Below are 15,515 nucleotides of genomic sequence, written 5' to 3'. Positions count from 1 at the left end.
CGGGAGGACTAGGCTCACGCAGCGGCTGCGGCCTCCACGGCTTCCGTGGGGGCCGTTGCCTTTGGCCGCTCCGGGACCATGAACTTCGGCAGCAGGACCTGCACGATCGGACCGATGGCCAGGGCGTAGACCACGGTGCCCACTCCCACGGAGCCGCCCAGCAGGAACCCCACAGCCAGGACCACTACTTCGATGCCGGTGCGGACCAGTCGCACGGACCACCCGGTGCGCCGGACAAGGCCCGTCATGAGCCCGTCACGCGCCCCGGGACCCAAGCGGGCTCCGATGTAGCAGGCGGAGGCGATGCCGTTGAGGATCACGGCGCCGGCCAGCATGGCGATCTGCCCGCCGAGGTGCGAGAACGACGGGATAAGCCAGAGTCCAAGGTCTGCGAAGAGGCCCACCAGGACCGCGTTGGCGATGGTACCGATGCCGGGCATCTGCCGGAGCGGGATCCAGAGCAGGAGAACCAGGAAGCTGACCGCGATGACCACTACGCCGATGCTGAAGCCGGTCTTCTGGGACAGGCCTTGGTGGAACACATCCCAAGGGTCCAGCCCAAGGCCGGCCCGGATGAACATGGCCAGGGAAATGCCGTACATTGCCAGGCCGATCAGGAGTTGAGTGATTCTGCGGGTCATCATGTTCTCCATCCTCCAAGAAAACTGGCCTTGTATTCCATAGCCAGTTTGGAATACTGGTCTTATGGCTCCCTCACTGAATCCCACCGCCCTCCTCCGTCTCCTGGGGCAGTGGAACGCCGGCGTCCTGCCCGCCTACCGCGAGCTCGCCGACGTCGTGCGTTTACTCGTGATGGACGGTCGCATCCCGCTGGACGTCGCGCTGCCCAGCGAGCGGGCGCTGGCCCAGTCGCTGGGCGTCAGCCGCACCACCGTGACGGCCGCGTACGCGAGCCTCCGGGAACAAGGATTCCTCACGGCCGGGCAGGGCAGCCGCGGGCGGACCTGCATCCCCTTCCGCTCGACGCCGGCGAGCATGCCTGGCCTGGCCGCACCGGAGGGTATCCTCGACTTGGCCTACGCCTCCTTGCCCGCGGCGGGTGAAGCAGTACACCGGTCCTTCGCGGAAGCACTCACCGAGCTACCGGCGCTCCTGCCGGGCTTCGGTTACGACGCCGTGGGCGTAGCGGCCCTTCGCGAGGCGATCGCGGACAAATACTCGGCAGAAGGCGTGCCCACCACCCTTGACCAGATCCTTGTCACTTCCGGGGCGCAGCATGCGCTGAACATCGTGCTGCGGACCCTGGCGGGCAAGCAGGACCGGGTCATGGTGGAACACCCCAGCTACCCCAATGCCCTGGATGCCATCCGTGCCGCAGGATGCCGGATCCTCCCGGTCGCCTTGCCTGCGGGAACCTCTCCGGCGTGGGACATCGACGCCATGGTGGCCATGATGAACCACCAACGGCCCGCGATGGCCTACCTCGTTCCGGACTTCCACAACCCGACCGGGCGCATCATGTCCGATCTGCAGCGCCGGCGACTGGCCCGCGCGGCCGCGTCCGCGGGGACGGTGCTGGTTGTTGATGAGACGCTTCGCGGGTTGAACCTCGACGGCGTCCGCACAGCTCCGATGTCCGCCTTCAGTCCCGTCGTGGTTTCCATCGGCTCGCTCAGCAAGTCCCATTGGGCGGGCCTGCGGACCGGCTGGATCCGGGCGGACGAGGACCTCGTCGCCCGGTTCATAGCGACCCGTACCGTCATGGATCTGGGTGGCCCCGTGGTTGAGCAACTGGCGGCGGCGCGCCTGATCAGGTCGTTCTCCGATCCCCTGGACGCACGCCTCGAGGAGCTGCGCCATAACCGGGAATCACTGTTGCGACTCCTGGGGCAGCAATTGCCCGAGTGGGAGGTGGAAACGCCCAAGGGTGGATTGACTGTTTGGTGCCGGCTGCCGAGTCCATGCAGCACCGCCCTGACGGTGTTGGCACCTGACTTCGGCGTGCGCCTGGCCGCCGGTCCGCGCTTCGGCGTGGGAGGCGCGTTCGAGCACTACCTGCGCGTGCCCTACACCTTGCCCCCGGCTCAGTTGGAGATTGCCGTCGGTGCCCTGCGCGCCGCCCAGGACAAGCTCGACACTTCCCCGCAACTACGCCGGACCCTCAAACCCGGGCGCCCGGCCGCCGTCGCCTAAGGCATGAACAGGTCAGGGAGGGCACCCACAGTCAGGGTGACGTCCCTGACCTGTGGCCAGCGGGCTAACTACTTTCGTGAATAGAGGATGATCCCCATGTAGCCGCCGCCAGCGGCTGCGGAGACACCGGAGCAGTTCGTCATTTCGACCTTGTTGCCACGCCGCAACAGGTCAACGACTTTGGCATTTACGCTACTCCAGCAGGCCGAGGAGGTACTCTGCCTGGTTTGCCACATAGACGAAGCGTTGGCTGAGGCTGCGGCACTTAAGCCTGCCCCAGTGGCAAGTCCCAACGCGACAACGGTTGCGGTCAAGGATTTTTTGAAGTTCATATTCACTCCTGAAGCGGTTTGTATGATTTTGCAATTGCCTGGGATTTGAAACCGAGGGCAACCTCGCCGACGATGTTGAGTTGCCCTCTTTTGGACGCTTCCCCGACTGTAAGACAGATCACCGTCCGAGCAAATGGGGAGAACTTCCCACAGCGCTAGGGGTCCCAATCGGACTAAAGCAAGATCTCACTGTGTCGGCCAACCGCCATGCGGACGGCGAGTTTGCCGGTGGTATCGCCCCGCTCCAAGGCGGCCAGGAGATCCGGAACCTCGTTGACCTCGCCCACTCGTGTCAGATCGACGCGTATCTCGCCCCGGGCCGCGGCCTCGAGAGCCCACCGGAGTGAGGCTGCGCCCTCCTCCGGCCGCTCGGCCAGCCACGCGCCAACATTGAACCCTGCAGTGGTTTTGTTCTCGATCCAGTGAGCCATGGAGCTGAGTGCAACATCCGGAGATTGCGATGCGTTGCCGACGCGAACCAAACGTCCTCCTGCGCGTAGAACGCCGAACCCGGCCTTTGTCGCCGCACCCCCGACGGGATCGATAACAATGTCGTAGGTATCAGCGTCCATTGATGCCACATCACTGCGCAGATAGGCATGGTCGTAGCCGAGCTCGTGCGCGATGTCCTGCTTGGCTGGCGTACCGACAACGGCATCGACACGGCCTGCGCCGAGTGCGCGGGCAACCTGCGCGAATTGGGATCCCAGTCCGCCGACGCCGGCGTGGATGAGCAGGCTCTCGCCAGGAGAGAACCTGGAAACTGCGGTGAGGGCGAGATGGGCAGTGATACTCTCCGCTGGTACGAACGTGTTGGCATCCTGCCAACAGTGCGCCGTGGTTCCTCGGGGCGGCGGCAGTACGGGCCGCAGGAGCGTGATCTCGTGTTGCTGCTGACCTCCCTTCGCGACACTGGAATGTCGACGTCCAAGATGAAAACCTTCGTTCAGTTGCTCATGGAGGGTGCAGCGAGCCACGGCCGCAGAATCGACTTGTTGGAGCGCGCCCGGGAGTTGCTGAAGGAGCGCCGTCGCAAGATTGATCAAGCTCAAGCAGCGTTGGAAGCCAAGATCCAGCATTACCAGGAACTGATCGCTGCAGGACTTGACTGTGATGGCGCGCCGGTCGCTGATGACATTCGCGCACTTCAAGCAGCCAGGAGCTAGTGAACAGCGTCTGATTGACCCAGTGCATTGGGCCAGGCGTCTGGATCCCTGGTTTCATTCGCTGGCCCGCTACGCAGCGCTGATACGCCAGGCTATTACGACTGGCCCGCGAGCTTGGCTGAACCCATCCGCTGCTTGGCCGTGTTCGTGCCGGGGCCGATGGGAACCTGCGTTGTCGCCTTGGCCAGGCCGAACAGCGGCATGCCGTTGTACACCACTTCGATGCCGGACGCGGGAACTTGGTACGTCTCGTGCCAAACGCCAACGTCGCCGCTGCCCGCGATCTCCTTCATGAACTTCCGCCAGGGCCCAAGGTGGGGCGAGTCCCGGTCCGCCGCGAACCGCCGCAGGTGTTCCGGGCTTTCCCAGTAGCTCAGGATGATGGTGGTGCGCCCAAACCACTGTTCGCTCCCGAGCAGGCCGGCGTCGGGGTTGGTGGCCAGGTGTTGCATCATGGCGGGCATGGCCGAGGCAACCTTGGCTACCTGGCCCATCTTCCACCACTTGTTGGCCCGCATGCCGATGAGGAAGACCGTGACGTCGCTGCGGCCGATGTCTGCGGTGAAGCGGCCGGGAAAGACTTTTTGTGCCATGACATTCCTTCGCTTTGTGGACTCTCAGGTCCGGTTTCATAACAATGTTATGAAACGATGTTATGAAACAATGGAAGGCATGGCAAGACCCATCGTTCATGACCATCTGGTCCAGCAAAGACTCCTGGCCGTCACGGCCGAACTCGTCGACCGCGAGGGCCCCGCCCGCGTCACCCTGCGCGACGTCGCCACGGCAGCGGAAACGTCGACATCGGCCATCTACTCGCTTTTCGGCGGCAAGGCCCAGCTGCTGCAGGCCGCCATCGACGACGGCTTCCGCTCCTTTGGCGAATCACAGCGCCAGGCAGCTCCGGGCGGCCTGCTGGACCTTGGCCGGGCTTACCGGACCTGGGCCCTGGACCACCCGGCGCTGTATCGGCTGATGTTCGGCGGCGCGCTGGCGGCGTACGTTGAATGCACTCCGACGCCGGAAGTCGCCTCCGACTCGATGCTTCCCCTGGTGGAGGCAGTCACCTCCGCGCAGGAAGCGGGAAGGCTCCGGGCCGGAGACCCTACGGTGGTGGCGATGGCTATCTGGGGCCAGGTCCACGGCCTGGTGGGCTTGGAACTGGCCCGGATGAATGCGCCGGAAACCGACTGGGCCGGCATTTACGAAGCCGCCCTGGAATCGGTGGCCCGCGCCTGGGCCCCCTAGTCCCCGGACAGGGGAACCCAGGCACCCAGGCAGGGGAACCCTACGCGTACACCTTCTCCAGGAAGGCGCCCCAGGTTTTCGCGGTCAGCTCCGCATCTCCGGAACCACTGAAATCGTGCACGGTCATCCCCACCGGGGCCCCGAAAACGTTGCGGCCGAAGAACCGGTACATGGCATCCGCCGTCCGCAGGCCGAGGAAGTTCTCATCAGAGAAGTCCACCTCGCCGCTCAGCCGCCCAACGCCGTCGAGCTCCAGGTCAACAGCAGTCCCGGCAGCGGTGCCGTCGACTCCCAGGGCCTTCTTCAATTGCACGAAACCATCCGGCACCTGCGACGCCGCCGGCGCCTGGATGTCCGTGAACGTCACCGGCTTGCCGTCGAAGTACTGCAGGTACTGGCCCAGGGTGTGCAGGTAGAAGCGGGTGTGCTTGCTGGCGCCGTCGTACTGCTCATCCCAGTTGTCGGCGAAAATCCCGCTGTGGACGTAGTGCAGCTTGGCGCGGCCACCTTCCAACGGCTCCAGGACGTGTTCCAACTGGTTGAACCAGCCGTCGGGGCCCTCCATCCGCGACACCAAATGAGTGGGGTACTCCTCCACCGTTTTCTCCGCGGGCCACTGGTCCGTGGGGAACATCCAGGCCGCTGTGTCGGCAGTGACGGCGTTCCAGACGCGTTCGGGCGTGCCGGGCAGCTCGGTGTCCGCCACGATTTCGAATTTACGGTTGTCAGTCATTGCTTTGGTCCTTATCTGCCGGTTTTTCCGTTTGCGAGGGGGTCTTCAGTGCGGGGTGGAGGACGACGACGAGCCGGTGCTTGCGCCCGCCGCCCGCCACTGCGGCAGCACCGCCGTCGTGGTACTTGTCCACGAGGCGCGTCACCGCCACCCCAAGTTCTTCCGCGAACGCCGCGCGTTCAGCGGCGGAGCGGAAAGTGATTTCGCCGTCGATGGCGAAGCTGGCCAGCTTCTTCCTTGCCAGGGCCGCACCGGAGATGAGCTTGCCCATCTCCTGGACGGTGCGGGAGGCGAGCGCCAACAGCCAGAACGCCGAGAAGCGGTCGGAGAACCGCCGCGGGTCCGGTGCGACGGAAGCCAGGGCAACGGGCGAGATCAGGTAGGAGGCCGCCGTTGCGCGCAGGACCCGTTCCGTGACGTTGCCTTTGCGCCGCTCCTCCACCAGCTCCACCAAGCCGTGGCGTTCCAGGGCTTTGAGGTGGTAGTTCACCTTCTGGCGGGGCAGCCCGACTTTGGCAGCCAGTTGCGTGGCCGACGCCGGCTCGACGAGTTCCCGGAGGATCCGCGTCCGGATGGGGTCCAGCGAAGCTTCCGCCGCCGCCGGGTCCTCAATCACTTCGATGTCCAACATGCTTACAGTATGACCACCGACAACTTTTATGGTCAAGAACTTTTTTATGTTCGGAAGCTGCATCCGTTGTGGGGCCTCTTCTGCGCGCTTTCAGCCACGAATTGGACGCAAAGCAGGCCTCACAACGCAGGCAAAGTAGAATTGCCCGGTGATGCAATCCCCCCTCCCCGTGCGCGACGGCGTGAACGCGACCCGCCTCCGCCTCCCGGACGAAGGGCCCTGGGTCACCGCGATGGACTACATGATGCACCGCTGGGGACACATCGACCCCCAGGGCATCGAGGACCGGTTTGATGCCGGCGAAATCGTGGGCGAAGGCGGCGTACCGCTGACCCGCAGCACCAAGCTGGAGGACCACACCTTCGTCTGGTACTACCGCACCCTGCCCCCGGAAACCCGGCTGCCCGTGGAGATCAGCATCCTCCACCAGGACGAGCACATCCTGGTGGTGGACAAACCGCACTTCCTCCCCACCACTCCCGGCGGAACCTACATCCAGGAATCCGCCCTGGTCCGGCTGCGGAACCTGCTGGATCTCCCGGACCTCATCCCCATGCACCGGCTGGATCGCATGACTGCCGGCCTGCTCCTGCTCTCCACCAACCCGGAGACGCGCGGCAAGTACCAGGTCCTCTTCGAGAAGCGCCAGGTCCGGAAGGAATACGAGTGCGTGTCCGCCGCGACACCTGCCGCAGGTTTTCCCGTCGTCGAATTTCCCGCCACCGTCCGCAACCGCATGACCAAGTCCCGCAGCTACCTGCTGGCCGAAGTCATCGACGGCGAACCGAACGCGGAAACGCGCATAGAGCAGGTAAGGACGTTCGACGCCGGCCCCCGGCAGCACGCGCTGTACCGGCTGGAGCCGCACACCGGCAAGACACACCAATTGCGGGTACACATGGCTTCGCTCGGACTGGGCATCGTCAATGACGCCTTCTATCCGGACCTGCTGGACAAAGCCCCGGACGACTACAGCAAGCCGCTCCAACTCCTGGCACGCGGCATCACCTTCGTGGACCCCATCACCAAGCAGCCCGTGGAATACCGGAGCCAGCTGGAACTCAGCGAAGCCCACCCCTCTTAAAGCAACCCGGGGCAGCCGGCGTCAGGCGTCGAACACGGACCGGAAGACCGCCGTCGTGTCCTCGGAGAACAACACGAACTCCACCAACTCCAGCGGACCAGCGGCCGTATCGCGTTCCGCTGACGACGCAAACGACCCGACGGCGTCGAACGCCACCTCGGCAACCTGGCGGGCGTCCCATCCATAGATTCCGGCGCTGATCGCAGGGAAGGCGACGGACCGGGCACCAAGTCCGACCGCCACCTTCAGGCTTTCGCGGAAGCAGGATCCAAGCAATGCCGGATCAGTTTCTCCGGCATGCCGGTTGGGGCCCACCGTGTGGATGACCCAACGTGCCGGAAGCCGGAAGCCAGGCGTCGCGACAGCCGCGCCAACCGGCAGCCCGCCGGGCAATTCCGCGTGCCTCAGCCCCCGGCACGCATCAAGAAGGTCCGGACCGGCGGCCCGGTGAATGGCCCCATCCACTCCCCCTCCACCGAGCAGCGACGAATTGGCTGCATTGACGATTGCGTCCACTGAACGCGTTGTGATGTCACCGTGCAGGATGTCGATGCGCATGCCCACAGTCTCGCGCCCGCGCGGCGGGGTCGGCAAGTGCGGTACCTTGTGCCCATGGACATCACTGCCCCGGAGACATGGGGATCCGCTATCTACCTGTGGATCGTCCCCATTGTGCTGGGCGATGCCATCTTCCCGCCCATCCCCTCCGAAATGGTGGTCATCACCGGTGGAGCGCTCGCAGCCGATGGACACGCCAACTTCTGGCTGATTCTTTTCCTGGCCGCTTTCGCCTCCTGGCTCGGGGACATGGCGGTCTTCCTGCTGTTCAAACGGCGGATCAGCCATGTCCTGGACCGCTGGTCATGGGGCCGCCGGGTCCACCGCGGAATCCACGAGGCCATCGCCAAAGCCGGCCGCTCCTCCACCTACGGCACCATTATCGGCGCGCGCTTCATCCCCGGCGGCCGGCTCGCGACGTCGGCCGCAGCAGGAATTGCCAACGTTTCGGTCCGCGGATTCGGATTGTGTGCAAGCCTGGGCGGAGTCCTGTGGGCTGTGTGGCAGGTGGGTCTGGGCTACTTCACCGGCTCCACCACCAAGCTGCCGTTTTGGGCCAGCTCGCTTATCGGCGTTGGTGTGGGCCTGGTGATCGGCGTGGTTGTTGGCCTGATCGTCACCCGGCGGCGCGGGACCCGCTCCCCCGTGGACGAACCGTTCGACGGCGACGCTCCCGGCGACGTAGCGCGGCCCGAAGAGGGCCTGCAGCCCTAGACAGGCGACCAGCGGCCCCGGTTCCGGCGCAGCACGTACAGGCTGCCGGTCACCGCAACACGTTCGACGGCGTCACGCATCATCGCAGCCGACGTCCGGGCCTCGTCGTTCTCACCCGAATAGTCCCGGGCATCCACCATGAAACGAAGGCTGATCTGCGGGACGCCGCCCACGATATCCAGCTGGTTCGCTTCAACGTGGTGGCGGGTTTCCAAGGCTTCGACCGCTGCGGCCATGACGGACTCAGGAGCGTTGCCCGGCTTGAGGCCAGTGATCTTCAACTTGGTCTGGAACGACGGCATCCCACCACCCTAACGCCCTCCCGTGGCCCGCTTAAGCAGGAATGCTCCCCCACCAGGAAGTGAGGGAGCATTCCGGTCCGGCGGCTGCCTAGCCGGTGTTGCGCAGGCCGGCTGCCACGCCATTGACCGTGATGAGCATGGCCCGCTGAAGCCGCTCGTCGATCTCGGCACCGGAGACCGACTCCTCGCGTACGCGGCGGAGAAGTTCCACCTGCAGGTAGCTGATCGGATCCAGGTACTGGTCGCGGATTTCCAGGGAACGCTTCAGCGTCGGCTGGGCGTCCAGCAACTCCATCTCACCGGTGAGCCGTTCAACCTCAGCCACGGTGAGTTCGTACTCGTCACGGATCATGTGGAACAAGCGGTGCAGTTCCTCAGGGACCAAGGAGGAAACGTAGTGCCCCGCAATCTCCATGTCCGTCTTGGCCAAAGTCATTTCCACGTTCGAAATAACTGAACGGAAGAAGTGCCAACGGTCCATCATTTCAACGAGTTGTCCGGTGTTCCCGGCCTCGCGCGCAGCCTTCAACCCTGAGCCCACACCGAACCAGCCCGGAACGATCTGCCGGGACTGCGTCCACCCGAAGACCCACGGAATGGCACGGAGCCCGCCAAGTCCTGCCCCGGAATCCGGACGCTTGGAAGGACGTGATCCGATGTTCAGGGACCCCAGCTGCTCCACCGGGGTGGAGGCGAGGAAGTAGGCAGGAAGGTCGGGATCGTCAATGAGCTTGCGGTACCGGGCAAACGCGGCGTCGGAGATGGTCTCCATGACGTTGGCGTAGCGCTCGCGCTCGTCTTCGGAGGTACGCGGAGTGCGGTGGAGCGCCGAACCCTGCATCACCGCCGCCAGGGACAGTTCAAGGTTCTCGCGGGCCAGTTCAGGAAGCGAGTACTTGTCCGAGATGACCTCGCCCTGCTCGGTGAACTTGATCTCTCCTTCGAGCACACCGTTCGGCTGGGCCATGATGGCGTCGTAGGTAGGTCCACCACCACGGCCAACCGAACCGCCGCGGCCGTGGAACAAGCGCACCCGCACGCCATGCTTCGCAGCAATGTCGCGCAGCTTGCGCTGGGTCTTGTGGATCTCCCACTGGCTGGTCATCACGCCGGATTCCTTATTGGAGTCCGAGTACCCGAGCATGACTTCCTGGATGTCGCCGCGGAGGCGGACAAGTTCGCGGTACGAAGGATCGGACAACAGCTGGTCCACGATCTCCGCCGAAGCACGCAGCTCTTCCACGGTTTCCAGCAGCGGAGCAAAACCGATCTTGGCGTGGGGCTTGGCTCCGAAGAGGTCGAACAAGCCGGCCTCGCGGGCCAGCACAGCTGCGGCCAGGACGTCGTCCGCGCCGCGGGTCATGGAGATGATGTAGGTTTCCACCACGTCCGGGCCATAGGTGTGCAGTGCTTGGCGGATGCTCCGGAAAACGTCGTACGTGCCATCTGCCGTGCCCTCGAGCTTGATCGGGTGGCCGGAGAGGGGCCGGCGTGACGCGAGCTCCGCACCGAGAAACGCAAACCGTTCCTCGCGGGTCAGCTCGCCGTACGGCTTTTCGGTACCGAGGCGGTCCACAAGCTGTCCGACGGCGTCATGGTGGTAGTCGGCGTGCTCACGGATGTCCAGGGTGGCCAGGTGGAGGCCGAAGGCGGCGATGGCCCGGCGAACGCGCGCAAGGGCACCATCGGCCACCAGTCCGGCCGAGTGGTTCCGCAGGGAATCCTCGAGCAAGCCGAACTCTGCCAGCAGCTCGGACGTGGTGGCGTAATCGCGGCCCGGTTGGTGGTGCGTGGAACCGGAAACCCGGCGGCCCGTGTTGATCAGCTTCGCTTTGATGCAGGTCAGCTTGAGCCGGTACGGCTCCTGCGCATTCAGTTCAAGGATGCGCTTATCCAGGCCCGGCAGGTTCTTCAGGTCCTCGGTGATGGAATCAAGCAGCGCTTGGTCGGCACCGAAAAGGGCCGTGGAGTTGGACAGGACCGAAATGAGCTCATCGATCAGGGCAATGCTGATCCGCACGGCATTCTGGTTCTGGAGCTGCAGGATCTCGCGGGTCACGGCAGCCGTCACATTCGGGTTGCCGTCGCGGTCTCCACCAATCCAGGAACCAAAACGAAGAGGGGCAGCCGCTGCGGGCAGCTTCACGCCGTGTTCCTCGAGGAGCTCGGACAGGTCAGTCAGCATCTCCGGCATCGCATCGGTGAGGATGCTGTTCAGGTAGTAGATGGCATTGCGCGCTTCATCCACCGGAGTGGGGCGCACTTGGCGGAGTTCATCCGTCTGCCACATCTGGTCGATGATTTCGGCAAGCTGGCGGTCCTGGCGGCGCCTCGCCGAGGTGCCTTCCTCCGTAGCTTCGGCCAGGACATCAGAGAGCTTGCGGACCTTGTCCAGCACAGAACGCCGCGAAGCCTCCGTGGGGTGCGCCGTGAAGATGGGACGCACATCGAGTTCATTGATGACGTCCTGGAGAACCTGCGGGCCTGCCTGCCCGGCGATCTCGGACACGGCCTTGGCCAGCCAGCCATCCTTTTCCTGACGGGTGCGGAGTCCCCGGACGCGGTGCACTTGCTCGGCCGCATTGCTGAGGTGGAAATAGAACGCAAAGGCGCGGACCAGATCCGTCGCCTGGTCCAGTGGCAGGGAGGCGAGCAACTCGCGGACCTGGGCTACGACGTCGTGCGCGCTCCATGGACCCGTCGCATCCGCGCCGCCCCGCGCGGCTTCCTTCGATTCCTTGGTCAGCAGACGCACCTGCTCCACGAGCTGGAGCAATTCCGGACCGTGCTGCCGAACCAGCGACTCCCCCAGAAGAGTCGAAACGCGACGCACGTCGGCCCGCAGTTCTGCAGCGAGGTCGGTGTCTTGATGGGCAGTGTGAACCATGGATACATACCTTCGGGGTCAGGTTTGGCCCGTACACTGCGCTGGATACTGTGAGCCGGATTACTGTTGTTTCCTACGGGATCTTACCCGGCCCCGACCCCAGCAAAGAATGCGTCTCAAAATTTGGCACGGGCTTCTACTCCCGTCCGTAACGCACTATGGCCGGGCTCCGCGACGACCACCGGGTCCCAACCCGGTTGGTTCGAGCTCGTTCCAGCCAGCCTGCCGGACTGCAATCAGTCACACGGCTCCCCGGAGCATCTGCCCGGCCGCGTACTGCCTCATGGCGTGCTCCAGGAGCTCGGGCGCGTAGGCACTGTTGGCACCAAAGCGGGCATTGACTTCCAAAACCACAGGGCGCCCGTCGGGCATTCGACGGATGTCGATGGCAGCGGCGCCCGTGAGCCCCAACGCCTCAGTCGCTGCCGCTGCCGTCCTGGCCACGTCGGGCGCCATCGACGCTTCCAGTCTCTTGAGCGGGACCACGTTGTCCGAACGTCCGCGGGTGAGCTTGGATTTCTCCAGGACCACCACAAGGGTGTCGTGGTCATGGCCTGCTCCATCTCGGTGAACCATTGACGCGTATCCGGTTCCGGAGGCACAGCGTTGAACAAGCCAGGAGTCATCCAGGGAACGCCAAAACCGTTCGGCGTTCCGGCCGCCGTCGCTGTGTCTTGTCAACACCCGCGCCTCCCGGCCACCACGCGAAACCCTTGGCTTCACCACCAGGCATCCGCCCATCCTGGCCATGGCCTCGTTAACGGAGCTGAAGTCCCCCGGCAACCCGAAATCGGGAACTCCCACCCCCGCGGTGGCAAGGCATCCCATCGTCAGGTATTTGTCGTGCGCGATGGACATCGGAGCCGGATCGGCGATCAGCACCTCCACCCCGGGTGCGAAGCCTTCCCGGGCAACCGAGGCGTTGAGCAGCTCCGCATTCACCGTAGGGATGACCAACTCGATCCCGTGGGCCGCCACGAGTCCGCGCAGCTCCCACAAATACGCCGGTGCGTCGACTGGCGAAACCACCGCCAAAGCATCTGCCGCCGAAGCGTGGATCCGCCGCATGTCAACGCCCAAAACCCAGTGTCCTTGGTCCCGCAACTGACGGGACAAAGAAAGCCCGGCTGAACCGCCAACGCCTGTTACCAACACCCGCACCATCGCAACTCCCCTCAGTACTCGCAGGCAAAGTTGGCCGGCGTGAGCCCCGTGCCGCTGAGGGAGTACCTGAGCACTCCGCCGGTATTGGGCACTTTGGGGGCGGACTCCAGATGGAAGTGGAGGTCGCTCCTCTGGACTGAATCCGTTACACAGGAGACAGCATTGGAACTTGCTGCCGAACACGACCAACCATCAGGAGCCGCAACGGACCTGGCTTGGATCAGGTCACCGTTTTCCAGCGCAATGACGACTTTGCCGTTTCCCAGGGGTTGTGTGCCTGACGCGGTGAAAGCGATATCCCAGCTTGAAACGCTGGAAGTCTTCGCGCCGTTCCGATCCGTCGTAGTGACCCATTTCGCTGAACCGCCGACAACGGCCAGCGACGTCGAAGGCGGCTTGGGCGCGGTGGCGGCGGACGGCGTCGGCACCGGAGCAGGCGTCGCCACCGGTTCGGGGGAAGTGACGGGTACCGGTTGCTCTTCCACGGGAGCAGGGGCAGGTGTGGGCGCGGTAGTGGGTGTAGGTGGGAGCGGGGGTGTGAAGGGCCATGGACTGGGATCCACATGCACAGCGCCGGTTTCAAGGGCCCGGGGCTCCAATGAAGCATCGGGCGAAATGAGGTCGACGATTCCCACGGCACCGAGCACCAATCCAACGGCGGCAGCAGTGGAGAGGGCCATGACCGCCGGCTGCGCAAGCGCAGGTACGGCAAGGAAACCCTTGACCGGCAGAATCCCGCCCAGCATCCCAAGTCCGGCACCTTTCCCCACCCATGCTGCAAGCGGGATGCCCGTGATCAAGGGCAGAAGGACGGCACGCATGGTTCCTTGGACATCGTTCAGCTCGGCGAGGGCTGCCGTGCATTTTGCACAGCCGCGCAAGTGTCCGCGGACTTTGGCCTCGGCACCGCTGGAGAGGCCGCCGCGAATGAAATAGCCGAGCTTCGTGACAAATTCCGCGCAGGCGCCCTCGGCTTTTTCGTCAAGGTGGAACTGCAGGTACTGTCTCCGCAGACCTTCACGGGCTCGTACGGCCAAAGCGGAAACGGCGTTGGCCGACACTCCCAGTATTGGCGCAACAGCCGCCGGTTTCATGCGTTCAACGTCCAGGTACCACAGGACTGCCTGCCACCGTTCCGGCAATGAGCGGAACGCCCGGGCCACCGTGCTCGACTCGAAAGCCTGGACGGCGGCATCGGGCTCGGCCATGGTCTGGTCCAGCACCGAATCATCCCCGCTGGGAACAACCCTGCTGCTCTTACGATTCTGCTGATGCGACAACCGGGTCACCGTGGACAACAGATATGCCCGGAAGAATGTGTCCGGGCCTTTGCCGGCCACCAGGCTCTGAAGAACTGACTGGAAGGCCTCGGCCACGACATCTTCAGCATCGCTCGGATTATCCACATTGCGCTTGGCAACGGTGGAGGCAATGGCTACGTGGCGCTCATACAGGTGGTTAAAGGCCGACATATCCCCGCTGCGGACCAGCTCAATCAGATGTCCATCGTCGTTGACTCCGCGGTTTGATTTGTTGCTCGAGCGTGACCGCCGTGCCATCTAAGCGCCCCCAAAACGTAATGAACCCTGCCCATACATATGAAGTGGGGGTCGCCCGGGAGTCGTGACGCGAATTTGTCCACAATGTTTACCAACGATCTCTTGGAGCTGTTTCGTCACGAAACGCCCGAAAAGTGCACTGCTCGAATATGACATCGTTCCGCACAAAATCACTGGGCGAATGCACCTTTGCGCGGCACCTTCTGCTGCGCAGATGGCAGAGCACCAGCTATCAGGCCGGCTGGCGTTTCCGCTCGGATTGGTTTCAGCCGGACGTCCGCTCCGTGGTGACATCCCTCGCCACAAGCGCGGCGGTTCCGGCAACCTCAGCAAAATCCCTGGGCGCCGCCAGGGCGAGGAACGGCGTGAGCATCGGCGAGACCATGACGGATTTCAGGGCACTTTTTACTGCGGCCAAACAATCCCTGGACATCGATGCCCTCCAATCACTGGCAGAAGGCTGGGCGGAAGTTGCTGAGACGGCCCCGCCCATTTCCTGCACCGACGTGTACACGGGCCTGGCCAGCAAAGCCCATTTTCAGCGACGCATCCATGAAGTGTCCGGGATCGCCACTGAATGCCAGGGGGCACACGCACTGGCCGTCATCTCGGTTCCCGGCCCGCAGGAAACCCGCAGTCATTGCTGGACGTTGCTGGCCCTCATAGGGGAAGTCGTCAAGGCGCAACTGGGTGGAACAGGCGCCACAGCCATGTACTTGGACTCCGCTGTCCATGTTCTCTTTCCGCTCAGTGAAGGCAACCTCGCCCGGGTGATGAAATGCAGAACAGCCATGGAGGAGGTCGGTGACGGCGCCCTCAGGCCGTCGCGCATCAAGTTCTATCCACTGGCAGGAGGGACGGCGGCAGTATCAACGGCCGTCCCCTCCAAAGCCCCGGCGGTCTCTTTCTTCGAATCGAACTAAGACCCGGGTTCCATCGCGTCATGAAATGCGCGGTACGGCCACTCACCCTCTGATGGATCG

The 15,515-nt window shown here is 64.1% G+C and carries 17 protein-coding genes; 6 read left to right on the top strand and 11 right to left on the bottom strand.

Going from position 1 to position 15,515, the window contains the following annotated elements; genetic code table 11:
• Positions 1-14: 14 nt before the first annotated feature.
• The gene (gene yczE, locus PV760_RS12425) at positions 15-644 is read right to left on the bottom strand and encodes a membrane protein YczE (protein WP_026267203.1); all 630 of its coding nucleotides are present in this window, start codon (positions 642-644) and stop codon (positions 15-17) included.
• A 61-nt stretch (positions 645-705) separates the two neighbouring features.
• On the opposite strand from yczE, the gene yczR reads away from it, so the two are divergent.
• Complete coding sequence (gene yczR / locus PV760_RS12420; protein ID WP_354627867.1) at positions 706-2,154, top strand: MocR-like transcription factor YczR; 1,449 nt, start codon at positions 706-708, stop codon at positions 2,152-2,154.
• Between the two features lie 68 nt (positions 2,155-2,222).
• Here the strand turns inward: yczR and PV760_RS12415 are convergent, their stop codons facing one another.
• Together PV760_RS12415 and PV760_RS12410 are read right to left on the bottom strand one after the other, a co-directional pair.
• Entirely contained in the window at positions 2,223-2,486 is a 264-nt protein-coding gene (locus PV760_RS12415) for a hypothetical protein (RefSeq protein ID WP_354627866.1), read from the bottom strand.
• 173 nt (positions 2,487-2,659) lie between these two features.
• Entirely contained in the window at positions 2,660-3,196 is a 537-nt protein-coding gene (locus tag PV760_RS12410; protein WP_354627916.1) for a zinc-binding dehydrogenase, read from the bottom strand.
• On the opposite strand from PV760_RS12410, the gene PV760_RS12405 reads away from it, so the two are divergent.
• The gene (locus PV760_RS12405; RefSeq protein ID WP_354627915.1) at positions 3,086-3,652 is read left to right on the top strand and encodes a MerR family transcriptional regulator; all 567 of its coding nucleotides are present in this window, start codon (positions 3,086-3,088) and stop codon (positions 3,650-3,652) included. The genes PV760_RS12410 and PV760_RS12405 overlap by 111 nt on opposite strands.
• 95 nt (positions 3,653-3,747) lie before the next feature.
• On the opposite strand, the gene PV760_RS12400 is transcribed toward PV760_RS12405, so the two are convergent.
• Positions 3,748-4,245, bottom strand: a complete 498-nt coding sequence (locus PV760_RS12400) for a DUF4188 domain-containing protein (protein ID WP_354627865.1) — start codon at positions 4,243-4,245, stop codon at positions 3,748-3,750.
• 79 nt (positions 4,246-4,324) lie between these two features.
• On the opposite strand from PV760_RS12400, the gene PV760_RS12395 reads away from it, so the two are divergent.
• Positions 4,325-4,900 (top strand): TetR/AcrR family transcriptional regulator, encoded by a 576-nt coding sequence (locus PV760_RS12395; protein WP_231949127.1) that lies wholly within the window; start codon positions 4,325-4,327, stop codon positions 4,898-4,900.
• A gap of 40 nt (positions 4,901-4,940) precedes the next feature.
• On the opposite strand, the gene PV760_RS12390 is transcribed toward PV760_RS12395, so the two are convergent.
• Positions 4,941-5,633 (bottom strand): SRPBCC family protein, encoded by a 693-nt coding sequence (locus tag PV760_RS12390; RefSeq protein ID WP_055976859.1) that lies wholly within the window; start codon positions 5,631-5,633, stop codon positions 4,941-4,943.
• On the bottom strand, positions 5,626-6,264 hold the full coding sequence (locus PV760_RS12385) for an ArsR/SmtB family transcription factor (RefSeq protein WP_018778001.1): 639 nt from the start codon (positions 6,262-6,264) through the stop codon (positions 5,626-5,628). Before PV760_RS12385 ends, PV760_RS12390 begins: the two co-directional genes overlap by 8 nt.
• A 151-nt stretch (positions 6,265-6,415) precedes the next feature.
• Between PV760_RS12385 and PV760_RS12380 the strand changes: the two genes are divergently transcribed.
• On the top strand, positions 6,416-7,348 hold the full coding sequence (locus PV760_RS12380) for an RluA family pseudouridine synthase (protein WP_354627914.1): 933 nt from the start codon (positions 6,416-6,418) through the stop codon (positions 7,346-7,348).
• Between the two features lie 21 nt (positions 7,349-7,369).
• Here the strand turns inward: PV760_RS12380 and PV760_RS12375 are convergent, their stop codons facing one another.
• Complete coding sequence (locus PV760_RS12375; protein ID WP_193590870.1) at positions 7,370-7,906, bottom strand: O-acetyl-ADP-ribose deacetylase; 537 nt, start codon at positions 7,904-7,906, stop codon at positions 7,370-7,372.
• A gap of 54 nt (positions 7,907-7,960) precedes the next feature.
• Between PV760_RS12375 and PV760_RS12370 the strand changes: the two genes are divergently transcribed.
• Positions 7,961-8,620, top strand: a complete 660-nt coding sequence (locus tag PV760_RS12370) for a DedA family protein (RefSeq protein WP_035733737.1) — start codon at positions 7,961-7,963, stop codon at positions 8,618-8,620.
• Here the strand turns inward: PV760_RS12370 and PV760_RS12365 are convergent.
• The 4 genes from PV760_RS12365 to PV760_RS12350 all read right to left on the bottom strand — a co-directional run bounded on the left by PV760_RS12365 (position 8,617) and on the right by PV760_RS12350 (position 14,532).
• Positions 8,617-8,922, bottom strand: a complete 306-nt coding sequence (locus PV760_RS12365; RefSeq protein WP_018778005.1) for a hypothetical protein — start codon at positions 8,920-8,922, stop codon at positions 8,617-8,619. The two genes, PV760_RS12370 and PV760_RS12365, sit on opposite strands and share 4 nt — an antisense overlap.
• A gap of 88 nt (positions 8,923-9,010) precedes the next feature.
• Positions 9,011-11,809, bottom strand: coding sequence for a phosphoenolpyruvate carboxylase (gene ppc / locus PV760_RS12360; RefSeq protein WP_110504971.1), 2,799 nt, complete (start codon positions 11,807-11,809; stop codon positions 9,011-9,013).
• Positions 11,810-12,049: 240 nt separating this feature from the next.
• Positions 12,050-12,889, bottom strand: coding sequence for an ATP-grasp domain-containing protein (locus PV760_RS12355; RefSeq protein ID WP_227453677.1), 840 nt, complete (start codon positions 12,887-12,889; stop codon positions 12,050-12,052).
• A gap of 95 nt (positions 12,890-12,984) precedes the next feature.
• A complete protein-coding gene (locus PV760_RS12350; protein WP_193590868.1) occupies positions 12,985-14,532 on the bottom strand; it encodes a sigma-70 family RNA polymerase sigma factor in 1,548 nt (515 codons plus the stop codon).
• Between the two features lie 149 nt (positions 14,533-14,681).
• On the opposite strand from PV760_RS12350, the gene PV760_RS12345 reads away from it, so the two are divergent.
• Positions 14,682-15,455, top strand: a complete 774-nt coding sequence (locus PV760_RS12345; protein ID WP_354627864.1) for a hypothetical protein — start codon at positions 14,682-14,684, stop codon at positions 15,453-15,455.
• Positions 15,456-15,515 lie beyond the last annotated feature (60 nt).

The sequence above is a fragment of the Paenarthrobacter sp. CC6 genome, assembly GCF_040560085.1.
In the GTDB taxonomy this organism is placed as follows: domain Bacteria; phylum Actinomycetota; class Actinomycetes; order Actinomycetales; family Micrococcaceae; genus Arthrobacter; species Arthrobacter nicotinovorans.
This window is presented reverse-complemented; position numbering and strand designations above follow the sequence as displayed.

What these genes read in the sequence shown, in the direction of transcription:
- yczE (WP_026267203.1), bottom strand. Translation starts at nt 644, where the DNA reads ATGATGACCCGCAGAATCACTCAACTCCTGATCGGCCTGGCAATGTAC.
- yczR (WP_354627867.1), top strand. Translation starts at nt 706, where the DNA reads ATGGCTCCCTCACTGAATCCCACCGCCCTCCTCCGTCTCCTGGGGCAG.
- PV760_RS12415 (WP_354627866.1), bottom strand. Translation starts at nt 2,486, where the DNA reads ATGAACTTCAAAAAATCCTTGACCGCAACCGTTGTCGCGTTGGGACTT.
- PV760_RS12405 (WP_354627915.1), top strand. Translation starts at nt 3,086, where the DNA reads ATGGTCGTAGCCGAGCTCGTGCGCGATGTCCTGCTTGGCTGGCGTACC.
- PV760_RS12400 (WP_354627865.1), bottom strand. Translation starts at nt 4,245, where the DNA reads ATGGCACAAAAAGTCTTTCCCGGCCGCTTCACCGCAGACATCGGCCGC.
- PV760_RS12395 (WP_231949127.1), top strand. Translation starts at nt 4,325, where the DNA reads ATGGCAAGACCCATCGTTCATGACCATCTGGTCCAGCAAAGACTCCTG.
- PV760_RS12390 (WP_055976859.1), bottom strand. Translation starts at nt 5,633, where the DNA reads ATGACTGACAACCGTAAATTCGAAATCGTGGCGGACACCGAGCTGCCC.
- PV760_RS12385 (WP_018778001.1), bottom strand. Translation starts at nt 6,264, where the DNA reads ATGTTGGACATCGAAGTGATTGAGGACCCGGCGGCGGCGGAAGCTTCG.
- PV760_RS12380 (WP_354627914.1), top strand. Translation starts at nt 6,416, where the DNA reads ATGCAATCCCCCCTCCCCGTGCGCGACGGCGTGAACGCGACCCGCCTC.
- PV760_RS12375 (WP_193590870.1), bottom strand. Translation starts at nt 7,906, where the DNA reads ATGCGCATCGACATCCTGCACGGTGACATCACAACGCGTTCAGTGGAC.
- PV760_RS12370 (WP_035733737.1), top strand. Translation starts at nt 7,961, where the DNA reads ATGGACATCACTGCCCCGGAGACATGGGGATCCGCTATCTACCTGTGG.
- PV760_RS12365 (WP_018778005.1), bottom strand. Translation starts at nt 8,922, where the DNA reads ATGCCGTCGTTCCAGACCAAGTTGAAGATCACTGGCCTCAAGCCGGGC.
- ppc (WP_110504971.1), bottom strand. Translation starts at nt 11,809, where the DNA reads ATGGTTCACACTGCCCATCAAGACACCGACCTCGCTGCAGAACTGCGG.
- PV760_RS12350 (WP_193590868.1), bottom strand. Translation starts at nt 14,532, where the DNA reads ATGGCACGGCGGTCACGCTCGAGCAACAAATCAAACCGCGGAGTCAAC.
- PV760_RS12345 (WP_354627864.1), top strand. Translation starts at nt 14,682, where the DNA reads ATGACATCGTTCCGCACAAAATCACTGGGCGAATGCACCTTTGCGCGG.